The 17,663-nt window shown below is 32.7% G+C and carries 15 protein-coding genes and 1 tRNA gene; 10 read left to right on the top strand and 6 right to left on the bottom strand.

What is annotated here, in order from left to right; translation table 11 throughout:
* Positions 1 to 116: 116 nt before the first annotated feature.
* Positions 117 to 365 carry a DUF7660 family protein gene (locus tag FHK87_RS07280; RefSeq protein WP_140592022.1) on the top strand — a complete coding sequence of 83 codons (249 nt, stop codon included), beginning with the start codon at positions 117 to 119 and terminating at the stop codon, positions 363 to 365.
* Positions 366 to 591: 226 nt separating this feature from the next.
* Positions 592 to 885, top strand: coding sequence for an HTH domain-containing protein (locus tag FHK87_RS07275; protein WP_140592021.1), 294 nt, complete (start codon positions 592 to 594; stop codon positions 883 to 885).
* A 240-nt stretch (positions 886 to 1,125) separates the two neighbouring features.
* Here FHK87_RS07275 and FHK87_RS07270 read toward each other — a convergent pair whose 3' ends face one another.
* The 5 genes from FHK87_RS07270 to FHK87_RS07250 all read right to left on the bottom strand — a co-directional run bounded on the left by FHK87_RS07270 (position 1,126) and on the right by FHK87_RS07250 (position 7,694).
* On the bottom strand, positions 1,126 to 2,472 hold the full coding sequence (locus tag FHK87_RS07270; RefSeq protein WP_140592020.1) for a DUF3526 domain-containing protein: 1,347 nt from the start codon (positions 2,470 to 2,472) through the stop codon (positions 1,126 to 1,128).
* On the bottom strand, positions 2,469 to 3,923 hold the full coding sequence (locus FHK87_RS07265; protein WP_226294133.1) for an ABC transporter permease: 1,455 nt from the start codon (positions 3,921 to 3,923) through the stop codon (positions 2,469 to 2,471). The genes FHK87_RS07270 and FHK87_RS07265 overlap by 4 nt, the downstream gene beginning before the upstream one ends.
* On the bottom strand, positions 3,924 to 6,407 hold the full coding sequence (locus FHK87_RS07260) for a TonB-dependent receptor (RefSeq protein WP_140592019.1): 2,484 nt from the start codon (positions 6,405 to 6,407) through the stop codon (positions 3,924 to 3,926).
* A gap of 23 nt (positions 6,408 to 6,430) precedes the next feature.
* Positions 6,431 to 7,126 (bottom strand): ABC transporter ATP-binding protein, encoded by a 696-nt coding sequence (locus tag FHK87_RS07255; RefSeq protein WP_140592018.1) that lies wholly within the window; start codon positions 7,124 to 7,126, stop codon positions 6,431 to 6,433.
* A gap of 259 nt (positions 7,127 to 7,385) precedes the next feature.
* Positions 7,386 to 7,694: a hypothetical protein gene (locus tag FHK87_RS07250; protein ID WP_140592017.1), complete on the bottom strand. Its 309-nt coding sequence runs from the start codon at positions 7,692 to 7,694 to the stop codon at positions 7,386 to 7,388.
* 337 nt (positions 7,695 to 8,031) lie between these two features.
* Between FHK87_RS07250 and FHK87_RS07245 the strand changes: the two genes are divergently transcribed.
* The 7 genes from FHK87_RS07245 to FHK87_RS07220 all read left to right on the top strand — a co-directional run bounded on the left by FHK87_RS07245 (position 8,032) and on the right by FHK87_RS07220 (position 15,829).
* Positions 8,032 to 9,780, top strand: a complete 1,749-nt coding sequence (locus FHK87_RS07245; protein ID WP_140592016.1) for an AraC family transcriptional regulator — start codon at positions 8,032 to 8,034, stop codon at positions 9,778 to 9,780.
* Between the two features lie 89 nt (positions 9,781 to 9,869).
* Positions 9,870 to 10,622 (top strand): hypothetical protein, encoded by a 753-nt coding sequence (locus FHK87_RS07240; RefSeq protein ID WP_140592015.1) that lies wholly within the window; start codon positions 9,870 to 9,872, stop codon positions 10,620 to 10,622.
* Between the two features lie 119 nt (positions 10,623 to 10,741).
* Entirely contained in the window at positions 10,742 to 10,915 is a 174-nt protein-coding gene (locus FHK87_RS26110; protein WP_226294132.1) for a hypothetical protein, read from the top strand.
* Positions 10,916 to 11,080: 165 nt separating this feature from the next.
* Positions 11,081 to 13,402, top strand: coding sequence for a TonB-dependent receptor domain-containing protein (locus FHK87_RS07235; RefSeq protein ID WP_140592014.1), 2,322 nt, complete (start codon positions 11,081 to 11,083; stop codon positions 13,400 to 13,402).
* A 12-nt stretch (positions 13,403 to 13,414) separates the two neighbouring features.
* On the top strand, positions 13,415 to 14,107 hold the full coding sequence (locus FHK87_RS07230) for a family 16 glycoside hydrolase (protein WP_140592013.1): 693 nt from the start codon (positions 13,415 to 13,417) through the stop codon (positions 14,105 to 14,107).
* A gap of 16 nt (positions 14,108 to 14,123) precedes the next feature.
* The gene (locus FHK87_RS07225) at positions 14,124 to 15,146 is read left to right on the top strand and encodes a sensor histidine kinase (protein ID WP_140592012.1); all 1,023 of its coding nucleotides are present in this window, start codon (positions 14,124 to 14,126) and stop codon (positions 15,144 to 15,146) included.
* Positions 15,143 to 15,829 (top strand): LytR/AlgR family response regulator transcription factor, encoded by a 687-nt coding sequence (locus FHK87_RS07220; RefSeq protein ID WP_140592011.1) that lies wholly within the window; start codon positions 15,143 to 15,145, stop codon positions 15,827 to 15,829. Before FHK87_RS07225 ends, FHK87_RS07220 begins: the two co-directional genes overlap by 4 nt.
* 91 nt (positions 15,830 to 15,920) lie before the next feature.
* Here FHK87_RS07220 and FHK87_RS07215 read toward each other — a convergent pair.
* Positions 15,921 to 16,002 (bottom strand) — tRNA-Leu (locus FHK87_RS07215).
* 176 nt (positions 16,003 to 16,178) lie between these two features.
* Between FHK87_RS07215 and FHK87_RS07210 the strand changes: the two genes are divergently transcribed.
* Positions 16,179 to 17,570 (top strand): dipeptidase, encoded by a 1,392-nt coding sequence (locus tag FHK87_RS07210; protein ID WP_140592010.1) that lies wholly within the window; start codon positions 16,179 to 16,181, stop codon positions 17,568 to 17,570.
* Positions 17,571 to 17,663 lie beyond the last annotated feature (93 nt).

Raw genomic sequence — 17,663 nt, 5'->3', positions numbered from 1 at the left:
CCCTGCTGGACTATAGTATGTTGCTAGTTCGAGTTTATAATCTGGACTCTGATAGCAACAGTTGCAAACTATCACTAACCATGAGATGATAAAAAATTAACAGTTAAGAAAGTAGTATGAATGAAAATATACATAACATTAAAACTAAAGAAGACTTTTTAAATTTTCTTGATAGGTATATACAAAGCTTTAGAGAAGAAAAAGAATCTTGGGAAAATTCATCTATAGATACCTTTCTCGAAGGGATGCATGGATGGGTAGATGATATGGAAGGGTATTATGAAAACATGGGATTACCTATCCCTGAACATATCGATTGGAAAATCTTTGCCGATATATTATATGCATCTAAGATGTATGAGTAATTAATACTATAATAATCAAAGTTTGATATCCCAAATTGTATAAAAATCTCAATTATACAGGATATAAGTTGACTATTTTCTTTAAAATCTGTGTAGTTGGTCTATTAACTTGATCTTTTGAGCTAAAAGTCACTGCTACAGGGGAAAAACCCCCTGCTGGAGGTATTGTTTTAACAATTTTTTAATAGTAGGTTTGCTACAAACAAAAAAAGAAAAAGGAAACCTAATGATAGTTATTAAACAAGTAGAACTTATTAAGAGACTAGATCAATTAATTAGATTACAAGCCACAGGAACACCCGATAAACTTGCAGATAGATTACAAATATCCAAACCAACATTGTACCGTACTCTCAATATGATGAAAGATTTTGGTGCTCCTATAGAATATGATCCCAGTCTATCAAGTTTTGTGTATATCAAAAATGTAGATTTTAAATTTGGATTTTATCGTGATCATAAAAACAAAAAACAGTTACACGCAAAACATGTAACTGCTTTTTCAACTATTGCAAAATAAGTTGATAGCGTTCTACAATTTTATCTATGAATCGCATTTGATGATCCTGCAGGAAGCTCTCTTATAAATTTGATCATAGATTTTAAGTTTAACCTAAAGATTTTAGTAAAAAATGATTTCATCATATTGCTTTTATACTAAAACGTATCATTCTGTATTTACCCTACTCTTTTAATTTGTTAAAAATTATAAAATGCAAAAAGTGATATCATAGTATATTACAATAACCTGTTGTGTATTTTATACTTTTCTTGCCTTTGGTATAGAAAGCAAAACCATAAGTATCGAAGCCAATAGTAGAGGAACTAGATATTTTGTAGGTTGTACTTTTGATTCTATCTCATAATATTCTGGAGTAAATTGATCCCAGTCGATGGTATCAGCATGTTTCCCTTCGAATATTTTTGGATAGAAAAACAGCCTTAACTTCTCGTGAAAGGCATGAGTAGCCTCCAAATAATCTATTTGTTGCCCCATGCTGGTCCCGGCGATTTGATTAAAAGCAAGTTGTAAATGCATATTAGGAACCACAGATGCAATTTGCATACTGGTTTGTTCTCTCAATTTGATTTTTTGATCTAGTGCCTCTCGCTGGGTTTTTGAGTCATCATCGCCCATTTGTTGCATGGCATAATACCACAACCAGTTAAATCCATCAGTAGGGTAACCATATTTTTTAAACTGTGGATAATGTTGATAAAACTTCTCTATCGTAGCTAATTTATCGGTATCCCATTTGGTATGATATCCATCTCGCTGCGCTATTGCAGTACTCAAAGCTTCTGGTACCGGGTATTTTGACGAAATGTAAGCATTGATTCCCGCAGGGAATAAAATAATCAATACCAACCAAATTGATAAAAGTAATAGCGCATTAAACCCTGAAGACTTTTTGAAGGTAATAACAAAAAAAGTAAGAGTGAACCAAAATATAATATATAACAGGGATAACCCTATCATTAATAAGAAGTTTGCATTAAAAGGGATATGAAGTACAAATTTTGCAATTAAAAAAACAAGAATCAGTACCGCGAATAATAAAACGAGCCGAACCAAAAGTTTAGAAATAATAAATCCTAACCTGGATTTTGCCTGAATAGCAACTAATCGCCATGTGCCTGTTTCTGTCTCTTCTGAAACGATATTAAATGTAAGAACAATAATAAGCAAAGGAAACAGATAGATAATCACAAAAGAAAGATCAAGGTTACCCGATTGTAAATTCATAGGATTTACCAGATCGGTATCAAATTTTTGCGCCTCAAAAGTTTTGATGGTAATCCGTTTTACGGTAGGGTTAACGTCTGCCTGACCAATTGATAAGCCTGCTAATGGGTTTAAAGTATTGATGTATGCAAAATTCGCATAATACAGCAATAAGCCCAAGTCGTCGTTATGAAGTGACACGTGTCGATCAAAATGTTCTTCTTGATATGAATTTACTTCTGCGATGGCTTGTTGTTGCCTCTCGAGATGCTTATTACCGATAATAATCCCAATAATGCCCAAGAGTATAATCAACAATAAGCTAATCCAAACTTCTTTTGATCGAATACATTGTTTTAAAAATAATTTATAAGTGATCATATCGCCCTTGCTTTTTTTGAAGTGAATAGTAATAAACCAAAAGCTATAATTATCCATAATATCATTGAGGTCAATATAGGAAAAGCTTCTTTAATCGAATTGCTAAATGTCATTGGTTTGTGGCTAAAATCAGAGAACTCTTCCCAGTGTTCATGCCCTACAACATGGGTTTTTCCCTCAGAACCGCTTTTTTTCTTTGGGCTTATATATTCCATTTGCAGTTCATTCATGGCTTGAGCTAATTGATAGCGATATGTATCTGCTTGATATTGAAAATCGATGTAAGACGAAAAATCTGTTCCTGCCATAATCATCGATAACTGTTTGATCGCAGTAAATGGGTTGATAAAAGATGAAAATCGAGTTACATCATTTTGATTTCTATAGATATTGATCAGATTTGCGTGGTGTTTTTTATAAAGGTTCGATGTGATCTTTTCGCCTTCGCGCATTACAAAACCAGAATAGTTGAAAGGTAAATCAGTGACTTCACTTACATTATGAGCAGTCAAAACCGAGTCACGTAGCTTATTGTAATGTGGATCATCTGGATTATGACTATCTCCTTTTTGAATTGCTTCTTTTTCTATAGCCGACTGAAAAGCTAATTTACTTGGCGTCGGAAACCAATAATTACCCATTGCTTGAGCAGATTTTGGTAAAAGTACTACCAATAATAACCAGATGCCTAATAACCTTAATAATGCGTTTTTTGGATTACTACTACTTGTTGATACAATAATAGTCAACGCAGATACAACAAATAGAAATGCTAAGTATCCTAAACCGATGATCAATAATCGTGTCCAACGAAAATCTTTTACAGCTTGATCTCCAAATACCAAAAAGGTAATCGTTACTATCAAAAAAATAGGGATATAGAATAGTAAAGAGATGCCTAAAAGCCCGATTGATTTTCCGAAAAGAATCTCTTTCCAAGTGGCGCCTTGTGATAACAGTATCTTCAAAGTTCCATTTTGTCTATCAGCGGCAACACTAGAAAACCCAATAAAAAAAAGAATTAATGGTAATACTAATTGCAGTAATAATGCTAAGCTTAACTCACCAAACCTCAATGTACCTGTCGAGAATGTAGCTTCAGAAAAGTTAACACTATTTTGCCGATGCGCTTCTAAGAAAACGGTATTACCAGTAAAGCTTTCTAAACCATAATCGAATATTCCTAAAATCGAATTTATTCTAAAGGCAAAAGTGCCAAAATGAGCCATTCGATGTGGATGTTTGTCCGGGTTGGCCTCCCAACTTTGTCTGGCTTTTACTTGATGATCTTTTCTGATATCATTTTGAATGATATGATTTTGAATACTACTCACAGCAGCATACGCTGTGAGTAGTATAAAAATTGTGTATAAGAGATAAAAAGTTTTTGGTGTGGTTGCATTGTGCCATAAGTTCAATGCAAATAACTTAACATTTGCCCATTTCATCATTTAAAATTTATACGTTGTGGTTAAGAATATATTGCGAGGAGCCCCCGGAAAAAGTCTAGATCCATTAAGTGCTCCATTCCAATAGGTTTTATCAAAAACATTATTAACCTTTAAAGAGATTTGTATGTCACTTCCTGAGGGGCGATAATAGGCAGCAGCATCAACAACAGTATAATCCGGCAATAATAAACGATCGCCAAACCAAGAGAAGCTATCACCACGGTACTGAACTCCTAAGCCTACGCCAAAATTTCTTAAATATCCATTAGAAAAATCATATTTACCCCAGAAATTAGCGCTATGCTCTGGTGTACCACCAACGCGATCTCCTATCAAAGTTGGATCATCATCTTCAATAATCTCTGCATCTATAAATGAATAAGAAGCACTAATCTGAAGATTCGGTAATATATGACCGTTCACATCCCATTCAAAACCGCGACTACGCTGCTCTCCTCTTTGTGTTAATACTGTTTCATCATTAGGATCCTGAATTAGTAGATTTTTTTGAGTAATTGAATATACTGCAGCATTCATAGCTAGTCTTCCGTTTAGGAACTCTGCTTTGGCACCAACTTCTACATTACTACTTTCTAAAGGATCAAAATTAGAGGGTAATGCACCAAAAAAGAAATCTCCTGTAAATGGCGATAAACTAATGGTATTGGCTTGAGGTTGGAACCCTTCTATATACGAACCATAAACACTAACGATATCAGAAACTTCATATGTGAGTCCGATTCTTGGGATAAAAGCTTCATTCTTAAAAGATTGCTCTTCGCCCTTATAATCGAATATATCTTCATAAAAATCGTAACGCAGGTTTAGCAGCGCTGAAAATTTTCCTATTTTGAATTGATTCTGGATATAAATACCATCTGATGTTGTAAGATTACCAGGTACGGCAAATTCAGAAATGATATATCCTGAAGTTTCTCGTGCCGTATTATTAGGGTCTGCAAGATTAAAATGGTCAACATTAGGTCTGGGAGCAATAACTCCGTCAATTTCTATAGTTTCGAATTGATCTGCCTCTGCAGGGTCAAACGAAGTTGCAGTTCCATTTAGTCTTCTGTATCGACGAGCTCCGTTTGAAGCTCCACCTATAGTACGCTCCCATCGGCTCCCATCATATCCTATCAAGAGTTTATTGGTAATATTGTTCTTTTCTAAGTCAAAATTAATATAAGCATTGTAATTGTCGGTAATCCAAAATTGCTGTCTTTCTGTATAGCGTAATTCTGCTAATGTAGGTATTGGGTTTCCTGCGATATCTACAGCAGCCGAACCTGCTACTCGATGCTCAGCAAGGTCTTCTTCCCAAGTTTGTTTCATATAAGAAGCATTAAAACCAATATTGTCTGTAATCTGTTTGTTGAAATTACCAATCATTAAAAACTCGTTTGAAATATAAAAATCATTGGCGGCAGCAACATTTGTAGAAACATCTGTGCTTCTTAAGTCAAATTCACCATTGATAGCACCAAACAGAGGTTGACCACGATCCAGATTTCCTTCACCACTACTATAGATCATTTCTACATTAAGCGCAGTGGTGTTATTAGGTTTAAAAGTGACAGAAGGACTCACTAATAATTGATTGTTTTGTACTAAATCACGAAAAGATCTGGCTTCTTGTACAGCAGCATTAAGACGGTATAATAAAGTTTCTGATTTGTTTAATGGTCCGGTAAAGTCTGCAGTAGCTCTTAGGGTACCAAAACTTCCTACAGTTGCACTTATTTCGCTTCTTTTTTCTTTAAGTGGTTTTTTGGTCACCATATTCACAGTTCCACCAGGGTCTACACTAGAGAACGTTACCGATGATGGTCCTTTGATTACTTCGGCTCGCTCAATATGAGAAGTAATGGGTTGTAAGAAATAAAATTGGCGGGTTCTCAAGCCATTAACCACCTGACCATCTTCTACTTTAATTAGTCCTCTAATGCTAAAATGATTGTAATTACCGGTGTGATTCACACCACTTGCGGTACTAATCGCATCAGCGATCTGAAAAGCTTGTTTGTCTTGAAACAACTCTTTGGTAACCGTAGAAATTGCTTGTGGCAGTTCTTTGTTTGCGATAGCGATTTTGGTAGATGAAAATGAATAATCACTATTGTAATCGGTTCTTGCTCTACCTATTACTTCTACACTTTGTAATTGTTCGGGGCCGTCTTCTAAGGTTACGGTTCCTATGTCGTATGCGGTATCTTCACTAACTTCTATAGTGTTTTTATACGATTGAAATCCTAAATATCGTATCTCGATGCTATAATTTCCTGTTGGAGCACTGATCTCAAATTGTCCGGAGTCATCGGTTAATTTACCAAATGTATTGGCTTCACTTTTTAATGAAATCGTTGCTCCGATAATAGGAATATTTTGACTGTCTACGACAGTTCCTTTCACTTGCGCCTGTGCAAAAGAGACAAAGCAAATGAATATAAATAATAGTGAGGTTGATGATTTGAAAATGTTCATTTTGTTGAATGTGTTTTTTAAGTTTAGATGGTTTTTAAGTATAGATTTTGTAGTTCGGTAGCATTGATGGTGTTGGTGTCTGAGGTATGGACCAATTTTCCTTCTTTCATAATGCCAATTTTGGTTCCTACATTTACGGCGTTAAAAATATCATGGGTAGCCATAAAAATAGCTTTGCCTTCACTACTCAATTCTTTACAGATTTTGGTGAATTCTAATGTTGCCTTTGGATCCAAACCAGAAATAGGTTCATCCATAAAAATATAATCAGCATTTTTAGAAAGTGCGATAGCTATCCCTACTTTTTGTCGCATCCCTTTTGAGTAAGAGGATAATTTGTTTTGATGTGCAGATTCTTGAAGTCCTGCTTTTGATAAAAACCGAGATAGCTCAGTAGGGTTGTATTTAAAACCCGCTAATCTACTAAAGAAGTTTAAGTTTTCAATTCCTGAGAGATTACCGTATAATTGTACAACTTCGGGGATATAGGCAATCATTTTTGTAGTCTTATTATGATTAGGCTTAACAGCAATTCCGTTAACTAAGGCTTCACCACTTGTCGCCTCGATTAGCCCTAAAAATAGATTGATGGTTGTCGTTTTACCAGCACCGTTTTGACCTAGTAAACAAAAAATTTCCCCTTTGTCGACAGATAGATTGAGTTGGCTAAGTGCCTGATGCTTACCATATGTTTTGGTAAGGTTTATTGCTTCGAGCATATGATATGATTATTAGAATAAGATATTGACGATTAATGTTCTTAAATTCGATTGGAAACTTTACTTTTTAAAAAGTAAAGGAATACCTAAATATTCTGTTTGACACGTTGTTTTTTTCACTAAATGTATCATGATCGTATTTTATACTATCTAAATCATTAGATAAATATCAAGGATAATAGGATGCTGAACAGAAAAACTACTTAAATATAAGTTCTCTTTGTAGATGAAATTTGTGCAAAAATTGTAAAGATATTCTCTATAAAAGAGGTGGAGGTTTATTATAGATAAAAGTTGGAGAAACAATCTTTTCTTGTGGAGTATTATATTGAGGTACTACCACAAATAAACCGGATAGATTTTGTGATGTGTTCTCAAAATAAGATACATCATCTTTGGCTAAATCAAGTTGGGATGTATATATCAAAACATCGCAAAGCTCACAAGAAATAGGTGTATCATTCTCATCAGACAGGTGACTTAAGACATGCAAGTTTACTATTCTAGGAGCGATGAATACAACAGTAAATAAGAGAGTAATGATATATGTGAGTATACGCTGATACATCGGCGCAATTTCAGAAATATTGAAAAGAGATACTTTATTTTAACAAAACTTTAGTTATTTATAATCGTTATAGATAATTCTTCGGTCTACATGTTGATATATTATTAGAGCGCGTTACCATAATTACTTTTAGTCTATATAGAAAACTTATCTATAAGAGAGTACCTATATACATGTATCGTTCTGTCAATTCAATTAGAGAAAAAGCTTTGAAAGGTTGTCACTACAGAGATCAATTCATTTAATCTCTATAATTATAAAGCAAGAGTAGTTTTTTTATATTATTGTAAGTAGTTTTAAGACATCACTTTTTATAAATTAATTCACACTCACTCTTATGACTACTAGAACAGTACTACTGTTTTTGTTCTTTTCTTTTTGTTTTGCTAAAGGGTATTTTTTTCAGAAAAACCCTAAACGATTTCAAAAAAAAGATACTACACTAATTCAATGGATCAATAAAAGTAAATCTACAGATAGTATTAGAGACCTTATATATACTACGATGTCTCAAGATATTCTTTTGGCAGTTGATTATGCACATGCATTTCTTGCTAAGTCTAAGAAAAATGATCTTGGGATGCAGTATTTGGCCTATTATGATTTGGGAGTTGCATACTATCGCAATTCTGAATATCAAAAGACAATTAAATATGTAGATTCTGCACTAACGGTGATACCAGATGGAGTCTTGAAAAAGACTAGAACGTTGAGTGGTTATTTGCTTAAAGGAAGTGCTTATGTAGATAACAGGCAGTACAAAAAAGCACTGGAAATTTTTTTGCTAGGAGAAAAATTAATAGACCCCAAAGATGATCTCACTCAATATAGAATAAGCTTTCTTAATAATATTGGTATCATAAGAATCGAAATTCAGGAATTTGAAGAAGCGCTTACTTCTTTTAAAGAAATTTTTGAGCTCATGGAAGCTTTAAAAGACGATGAAAATTTTCTTATCGAAGATTATACCTCTGTAATATTACATTTAGCGCTTTCGTATTATGAGACCGGAGATATAGATAATGCCATTAAATATAATAATATAGGACTTGAGTTATCGAGAGATCATAATTTGAAAGAGAATCAGGGTATTTTTTTGATGAATATAGGAGAGGTATTTATTAAAAAAGGAGAACCTGATGTAGCATTAAAAAAATTGTATGAATCCCAAAAGCTTTTGGATGATAACAATTCGAATGTCAATTTTTTACTAACGAATTATTACATAGCAAAAGTATTATATATAAAAAGTGAATATAATAGTGCACATAATGTGTTAATAGAAAATTTTGAACTGATAAAAGATAGAGAGAAAAGTGAAATCAAAAATATACTAGAAATGTATGATTTAGCTTATCTATGTGCAGAAAAATTAGAAGATGATGCCAAGCAGTTAGCATATAGCAATGCCTACAGATCAATACAAAAAATCCTTTATCAAAACGATACAGATACCCGAAGAGAAATTTATAAAGAAAATATCGAGGGGCTACGACATAAAAATCAAACCTTGTCTTTAAAAAATATAGAGAATAAGAAAACCTTGATTATCGTCATTATACTATTGGCAATTGTCATCATATTTTCAATATATAAAACTGTCGTTTACAATAAAAAAATAAAAAAGAGTAAAATACTTTTTAATCAGCTTCAGGAAAAGATTAATACTGCTCCTGCGAAAAGTAAAAGTAAAAAGACAAGTGTTTTGACAGATGAAAAAGCGCAAAACTTAATTGAGAAACTTAAAATATTAGAAAAAGAGTTGTTTTACATCAAAATGGACTGTAATCTATATAATACAGCAAAACAATTAGAAACGAATACTGTCTATCTTTCTAAAGTACTTAATCAATACAAACAAAAATCTTTTACTGAATATCTGAATACATTAAGAATTGACTATTTTCTCGAAATCCTAAAAACAGATTCGAGGTTTATGTCTTATACTATAAAAGGAATAGGAGAAGAACTCGGGTATAAAAGCGTAAATACTTTTGTAAAAGCGTTTAAGAATCAAACAAGTTTAACACCGTCATACTATCTAAAACAGATTAAAAAGAATAAAAACGAAAGCGATCTTCATTAATATCAAATTTATAAATTTGATATTAATGAAGGTTAATGCCAATCATGCTTAAGTATATATTTGTGTATATAGTTAAAATCTAAATACACATGAAAATCAATTTTTTACACCTCCTTATTTTTAGTTATTTCTCTCTTTTTATCACAACAATTATAAATGCACAACATCATTTAGAACGTTTGCCATTAAATAATAATAGTAGTTATCAAGGAGAAAGACTACATATACATTTAGAAAAAGAATTAGCATCGGAGCCAATAATGGTATTACCGAATGATTTTCCACAGGAGATCAATCAAGAGGGTAATCTTAATCTATTGATTACGGCAAAAACAATGAATAATAATATTAAAAAGGTAGACGAGGTAATTGTTGAGCTGATGGCATTAGACCCTATTCCTGGGGGAGGAACAAATCCTATAATAATAAAACCCAAAGATGCTGATAATGAATATGCTGTACATGAAAATATTAGTATTGCGTTGTCAGATTTCAGATTAAGTACTCTTTATACATTAAAAATTTATGTCATTATAGATAATAAAGAAATTGTATTTGAATCAAGGCAATTGATACGCATCAAATCAAGTCCAAATATTAAGGTATATCCTATACCTTTTGAATCAGTACTGTATTTTGATTTTGAAATTACTAATACTAAAGAAAAAGTATCTTTAGGCATAGAAACACTTGCCAAAGAACTTTCTGTAATAAGCAATAAAGTATATTCGAAAGGAAAACATACAATAGCGTATAAAGTCACTTCTAGTATGGGACGATATTTAACCTATTCTTTATCCATTGGTAGTAAAAAATATAGAGGACGGATTTTGAAAAAATAACCCTTCTTGTGATCTCCATAAAGAAGATCAAATTTATTAATCTGATGTTTTTGTAGTTTGAAAAACAGAGACTTATAAATAGTTTTATGAAAACAATTATAATTTTAACTTTAATCATTATGAATCAAATTAAAAATTTAAAGAAGGCTGTTATTTTATCAAAAAAAGAACAAAGTAGTATAAATGGAGGAGGGATTATATTTCCGATTGGATGTAGAACAAGAAGAGATTGTTTTAATGTAACAGGAGAGTTTGACTGGGCATGCGTAAATAGAACATGCATTCCTCTTTAAAAGAAACTCTAGAAAAATAACAAAAACCTCTCAAAACTGAGAGGTTTTTTTGGATATAAATAAAATGAGAATTCTTATCGTTCACAGAAAATTTGACTACACTAACAGAATAAAATTTTATATGGAGAGATCGTTGCCCACATTTGTTGAAAACTCAATCCATATATGCGGTTACATCTCCTTATTACATTATTATTCTTATCATCACGCGTGCTTATCGCGCAACAAAACCAATTGTATAAGGGAGTTGTATTAGATGCTAAAACCAACGAAATAATACCTTTTGCTACGGTTACAGTTTATAATGAAAGCGCATTTGTTAGTGGAATTTCTACAAATGATACCGGTAAATTTAATATAACCATCAGAGCGCCTTTTACTAGCTTTAAAGTTAGTTTTATGGGATATGAAACCCTTATCGCAAAGCGTATTGACATCAAGAATGAAAAAGCAATCACATTTCGACTCAAGGCTTTAATTTCAGAATTAGATGAGGTTGTCGTGCAAGGAGAACGTACGACGACACAACTCAAGATTGATAGAAAGGTTATCAATTTGGGTGCAGATGTACAGCAGGCAGGAGCAACGGCATTAGAAGCCTTTGATCAAATCAGCGAAATTCAAACTGATTTAGGCACAGGGAGCCTTTCGCTCAGAGGAAATAGTAATGTACGTTTATTAATCAATGGTAAACCTTCTGGACTAAACGCAACAGAAATTTTAGAACAATTACCGGCTGCGTCTATTCAAAGAGTAGAGATCATAACATCCCCTTCATCAAAGAATCAGGCAGATGGTTTGTCTGGGATCATAAATATCATCACAAACAAAAATACGTTTCGGGGTTTTAATGCTAATTTGAATGCAGGGGTAGGAACAAAACGATATAACTATGGTATAGACGGGAACTATAATTTTTCATCTTTTAATATGAGATGGAATGCATCTCAGGCAGGGCGAGAAATGGATAGTAAACAAACTATTGCACAGCGTTATATTAATGGTGCAACCAGAGACTTTTTTGCTCCTCATGATTTTAATGGTCTGGTTAGAAAAATGGCTATAGGATTAGACATATTTATCAATGATAATAATGAACTCTCTCTAGGTTTAGACTATACAAATGACTATCATAGTTTTTATAATGATACTTTTTATAGTAATGTAACCGGTAGAGAAGATTTTGTATATACCCGAAACTCCTCTCATACCCATAATACTCTGGATGTAAATGCTAATTATAGAACTAGATTTAGAGATGACAATCATTTTTTAGAGTTTGATTATCAATTTTCTAAAAACAGAAATTTGTTTCCTGCTATAGATTTTGAAGCTAATGTTTTTTTATTTGAAGAAGAACGAAAGAATACGAATACCTTACATGCTCTCGCTATTGATTATTCATTGCCGGTAAGTGATAACATAGTACTGGAAACGGGTTTTTCTTATAACGGGAGAGGGCTTGAGAGTACAAACCGCATTGTTCCCAGAGAAGAAATAGAAAACTTTGAAGCATTTGATTACAATGAATCGCTATATGGAGTATATCTACAATCAAGAGTAAAGACACATAAACTAAATTGGCAATTAGGCTTACGATATGAAAAACTAATGTCGGATGCTGTTAATGTAACAGCAGATGAAACATTGAACCTTACTTTTTCTGATCTTTTTCCAACAGTTCATATTTCTTATGATATAAATGACTCTAATACCGTTAACCTAGGATATAGTAAAAGAGTATCAAGGCCAAATTTTAGACATATAAATCCTTTTCAGTCTAGGAATCAATATTTTGAATGGGTTGCTAATCCAAATTTGAAACCAGAATTCAGTAATAATATGGAGAGCAATTACCAATATAAAGGAAGTAAATTTAATGCCTCTGCAGCGCTTTTTTATAGATATAGAACTGCAGTGATTGAACAGGTTCAAGAAATTGACGAAAATGGGGTGCAATCGATTAGTTTTGATAATATAGGAGAAAAGTCTTCTTATGGTATTGAAACCAATATAGATTATAAAGCAATGCCTTTTTGGAATATTGGAATATCTACAAATTATTATCATACCATAGTAAATTCAACGATTTCTTTAACCTGGGATCAGCTATATTCTTCCAACCTCATTCTAAAAAATACTTTTAAAATAAATAAAGCTTTACAGGCAGATATCAGTTTTAGACAGAATTTTAAAACGCAAAACACCTTTAATTTTATAGAACCCAGAAACCGCATAGACCTTGCAATTCGTCTTAAGCTGCTAGAAAATCGATTCATGATGAACCTAAGGATTGTCGATATACTTGATAATAATTTAATGTTTAGAAGAACTGTAACACAAAATGTAGTTCAAGATGAAGTATGGAGATTTCAATCTCAAACATTTGGGTTTTTGTTGAGTGCAAGTTATAAGCTATTTCAAAATAAAGGCAAATCGAGAAATAGAAAAAGTAGAAATTATCAATATGGTGGAACAACAGATTAAATATCAAAATAGATGAAAAGTATACTAAAGATTACAATACTACTATCGATTAGCGTAATCCGGTTAAGTTATGGACAAATACAACTAAAAGAGGAAAAAATAACTCCAGAAGAGTTAGTAACATGGCAAACATTTGATAAAGGAAAAAGCTATATCCGGGATAACGAATTGATTGTAGAAGAAACAGAAGGTGCTGACGGTTATTTTTTAATAAGCCCAAAGACTTATGCTAAAGATTTTGTGTTGAAATACAAGGTAAAACCCATCTCTAAATCTACAGTTTTGATTACATTATTTTCTGCTATACAAGATGAAAAGTCAGAACAATTTGGATTACCAAAAGAAACAGCAACCCCAAGAGAAGTTTGGGAGTGGCGTACCAAAATGAAACATTATAATTTGACAATCAATAATGCTTCTCACGGTAATAAACCGTTCTTTTTTAAGAATATATCCCCTCATTTCAGAGGATTTTATAAAAGCTTACCAAATAACATCATAGGAGTAGGGCATTGGTATGATGTAGAAATAGGGAAGGAAGGGAATAGACTTTGGTTTAAATTAAATGACAAAACTTATTTTGATGTTGAAGATTGCAATCCATTTGAAGGCGGACGTTTATTATTTAGGATAAGTGGCTCTACTGGAGAAAAAGTCATTTTTGCGAAAGCGGCTTTCAAAGATATTGTGATTTCATACAAATAGCTCGTACCTTGTATAAGTGAAAACCCTAAATTCATATCAAAAGTTTATACGAATAGAACCCTGGTTTCATATTTTTTTATGGAGTATCGTATTATTTTATCCCTATCTTAAGTATGCTGAGAGAGAAAATGGATATATGATGTCTTTTGCCCACGAACTCAACTCTCTATTTTTTAAAATGACCATTTCTTACTTCTTTTACTTTTGGTTTTTTCCAAAACAAAATAAAAAGAGATATCTGTTTTGGGCATTTTTAGCCATATTCATCAATGCCATACTATACCAATATGCAGATATGTATTTTCATGCAGAAGAAGATCACTATTTTTGGCAACATTTTTTTGCTAATGTCTTGACTTATGTAAGTTTTTCGGTGGTTTTTTTTGCAGTATATTCAGTTAAAAGTATGTATTTGCAACAAGTACAATTAGACACCTTGTCACAGGGTAAAAAACAAGCCGAGATTGATGCGCTTAAGGCACATATAAATCCACATTTTTTATTCAATACCCTAAATACCATTTATGCAAATGCCTTAAAACAAGATGAAAGAACCCCCGAATTAATTTTGAAACTATCAAATGGATTTCGATATCTTTTTCATGAAGGAAAACAAGAGTATGTGACCTTCAAACAAGAAGTCCAACACTTAACAGATTATATTGAGCTTCAACAAGAACGATTGTCAGATAAAGTTGAAGTTCGTTTTAATGTAGATATCGATGATATGCAGAAGCAGATAGCTCCCTTATTGTTGATTCCCTTTGTAGAAAATGCTTTTAAGTATACAAGTATATTAAAAGGTAAAAAACATCCTGTTACTATTATTTTGAATAGCTCTAGAAGGAACTTTTTGTTTACATGTACCAATTTCTTTAATGCTGATGCCAAAGACACTATAGATATGAATTGGTTAGAAAGCGGTATTGGTATAGCGAATGTTAAAGATCGTTTACAATTATTGTATCCTGAAAGGCATAAATTAGAAATTGATCAAGAAAGCAGCACTTACACAATAAATCTTTCTATAACGTTATGAAGTGTATTATTCTAGAAGATGAAAAAGCAGCTCAAGAGGTTTTGATGAGCTATATACAAAAAACACCTTTTATAGTTGTATTAGGAATTTACGAAAGTGGCTTAGATATTCCGATAGAAGAACTAAATGCAGCAGATGTTTTATTTTTGGATGTACAATTGCCTGAATTAAATGGATTATCATTTTTAAAAACAATTCAAAATCCACCAATTGTTATTGTTACTTCTGCTTTTCCTAATTATGCCATTGATGCTTTTGAAGAAGCTGTTACAGATTATTTGGTAAAACCATTTTCTTATGAACGCTTTTATAAATCGATCGGTAGAGTAAGAGAGCTACTCGAAAAAAAGCAAAAAACGACTAAAAATCAAATATTTCTATACGCAGATAAGACCATTTATAAAACTGATATAGAGGATATCGTTGTTTTAAAATCAGAAGTAGACTATGTAAATGTGATAACAAAAAGTAGAACCGTTCTTGTATTAGATAGTCTTCACAATTGGTCAGAGAGGCTAAAACATTTTAATTTTGTTAGAGTACACCGTTCTTATATTATTAATGTAGACCAAATCGAAAAAATTAAAGGCAATCAAGTTTTTATCAATAATCAAACGATCCCTATCGGAAGAACTTATAAAGAACATTTTCTAAAAACGCTAAAAGAAATAGGGATGTTTTAAAAAAATATTGTGGACAAAAGAAAACTATATATCCTACATAATATTGATCTAATAAAAAAAGCTTCTCAATTTTGAGAAGCTTTTTTTATCGTGCGGGCGGAGAGACTCGAACTCTCACACCTCGCGGCACTAGATCCTAAGTCTAGCGTGTCTACCAATTCCACCACGCCCGCATTACAAACTTTTACAATACTTAGGACTCTTTGCAAAAGCGAGTGCAAATATAAACAATAGTTTTAAAATTAAAACAACCTTTTACTTTTTTTTGAGATGTATTTTGTCAAGCTTTTCAAAAACCTTTATGATATGTACAACTTTTAGTACTTTAGGCAAAAAAATAACTCACCTCATGCAAAATATAAAATCGTATCTAGAAGAACATCAAGATAGATTTATCAATGAACTTCTAGAATTACTTAAAATACCATCTGTCAGTGCTGATTCTGCCTACGAAAAAGATGTTATAAAAACCGCAGATGCCGTCAAAAATAGTCTTGAATTGGCAGGTTGCGATCATGTAGAAATATGCGAAACACCTGGGTATCCTATCGTTTATGCAGAAAAGATTATAGATGCTAATCTTCCTACGGTATTAGTATATGGTCATTATGATGTACAGCCGCCAGATCCTATTGATTTATGGGATAGTCCACCATTTGAGCCTGTAATCAAGAATACCGAAATTCATCCCGAAGGAGCTATTTTTGCCAGAGGAGCCTGTGATGATAAAGGACAAATGTATATGCATGTGAAAGCATTAGAGCTGATGACCAAGACGAACCAGTTACCTTGTAACGTAAAATTTATGATCGAAGGAGAAGAAGAGGTTGGGAGTAAAAGCTTGGGTTGGTTTGTAGAACGCAATCAGGAAAAATTAGCAAACGATGTTATTTTGATTAGTGATACAGGAATGATCGCCAAAGATGTACCTTCTATAACAACTGGATTAAGAGGGTTAAGTTATGTTGAGGTAGAAGTTACAGGGCCTAATAGAGACTTGCATAGTGGATTGTATGGAGGAGCAGTAGCAAATCCGATCAATATCCTGACAAAAATGATCGCTTCACTACATGACGAAAACAATCATATCACCATTCCCGGATTTTATGATAAAGTAGAAGAATTGTCGAAAGAAGAAAGAGCCGAAATGGCGAAAGCTCCCTTTTCTTTAGACGCTTACAAAAAATCACTAGACATCAATGCGGTTTACGGAGAAGAAGGATACACAACCAATGAGCGAAACTCCATACGTCCTACATTGGATGTAAATGGGATCTGGGGTGGTTATACTGGAGAAGGCGCAAAAACAGTGATTGCCAGCAAAGCCTATGCAAAGATATCAATGCGATTGGTACCAAATCAGGATTGGGAAGAGATTACAACATTATTTCAAAAACATTTTGAAAGTATTGCACCAGAAGCAGTAACCGTCAAAGTGACTCCGCATCATGGCGGGCAGGGGTATGTAACTCCTATAGATAACATTGGATATCAGGCGGCAAGCAAAGCATATCAAGATACTTTTGGAAAAACACCTATACCACAACGAGGTGGGGGTAGTATCCCTATTGTTTCATTGTTTGAAAAAGAACTAAAAAGCAAAACAATACTTATGGGGTTTGGTTTAGATAGCGATGCCATACATTCTCCAAACGAACATTTTGGAGTATGGAATTATTTAAAAGGTATTGAAACAATTCCATTATTCTATAAATACTTTACAGAATTAAGTAAGCAATAATAGTGTATTTAACTGCTTAATCATATAATATTCACGTATGTTGACCTGATAGTTTTTTAAAATTATCAGGTCTTTTTTATTTAGTATTTGAAA

The organism is Aquimarina algicola (assembly GCF_006443095.1).
GTDB classification, from domain to species: domain Bacteria; phylum Bacteroidota; class Bacteroidia; order Flavobacteriales; family Flavobacteriaceae; genus Aquimarina; species Aquimarina algicola.
This window is presented reverse-complemented; position numbering and strand designations above follow the sequence as displayed.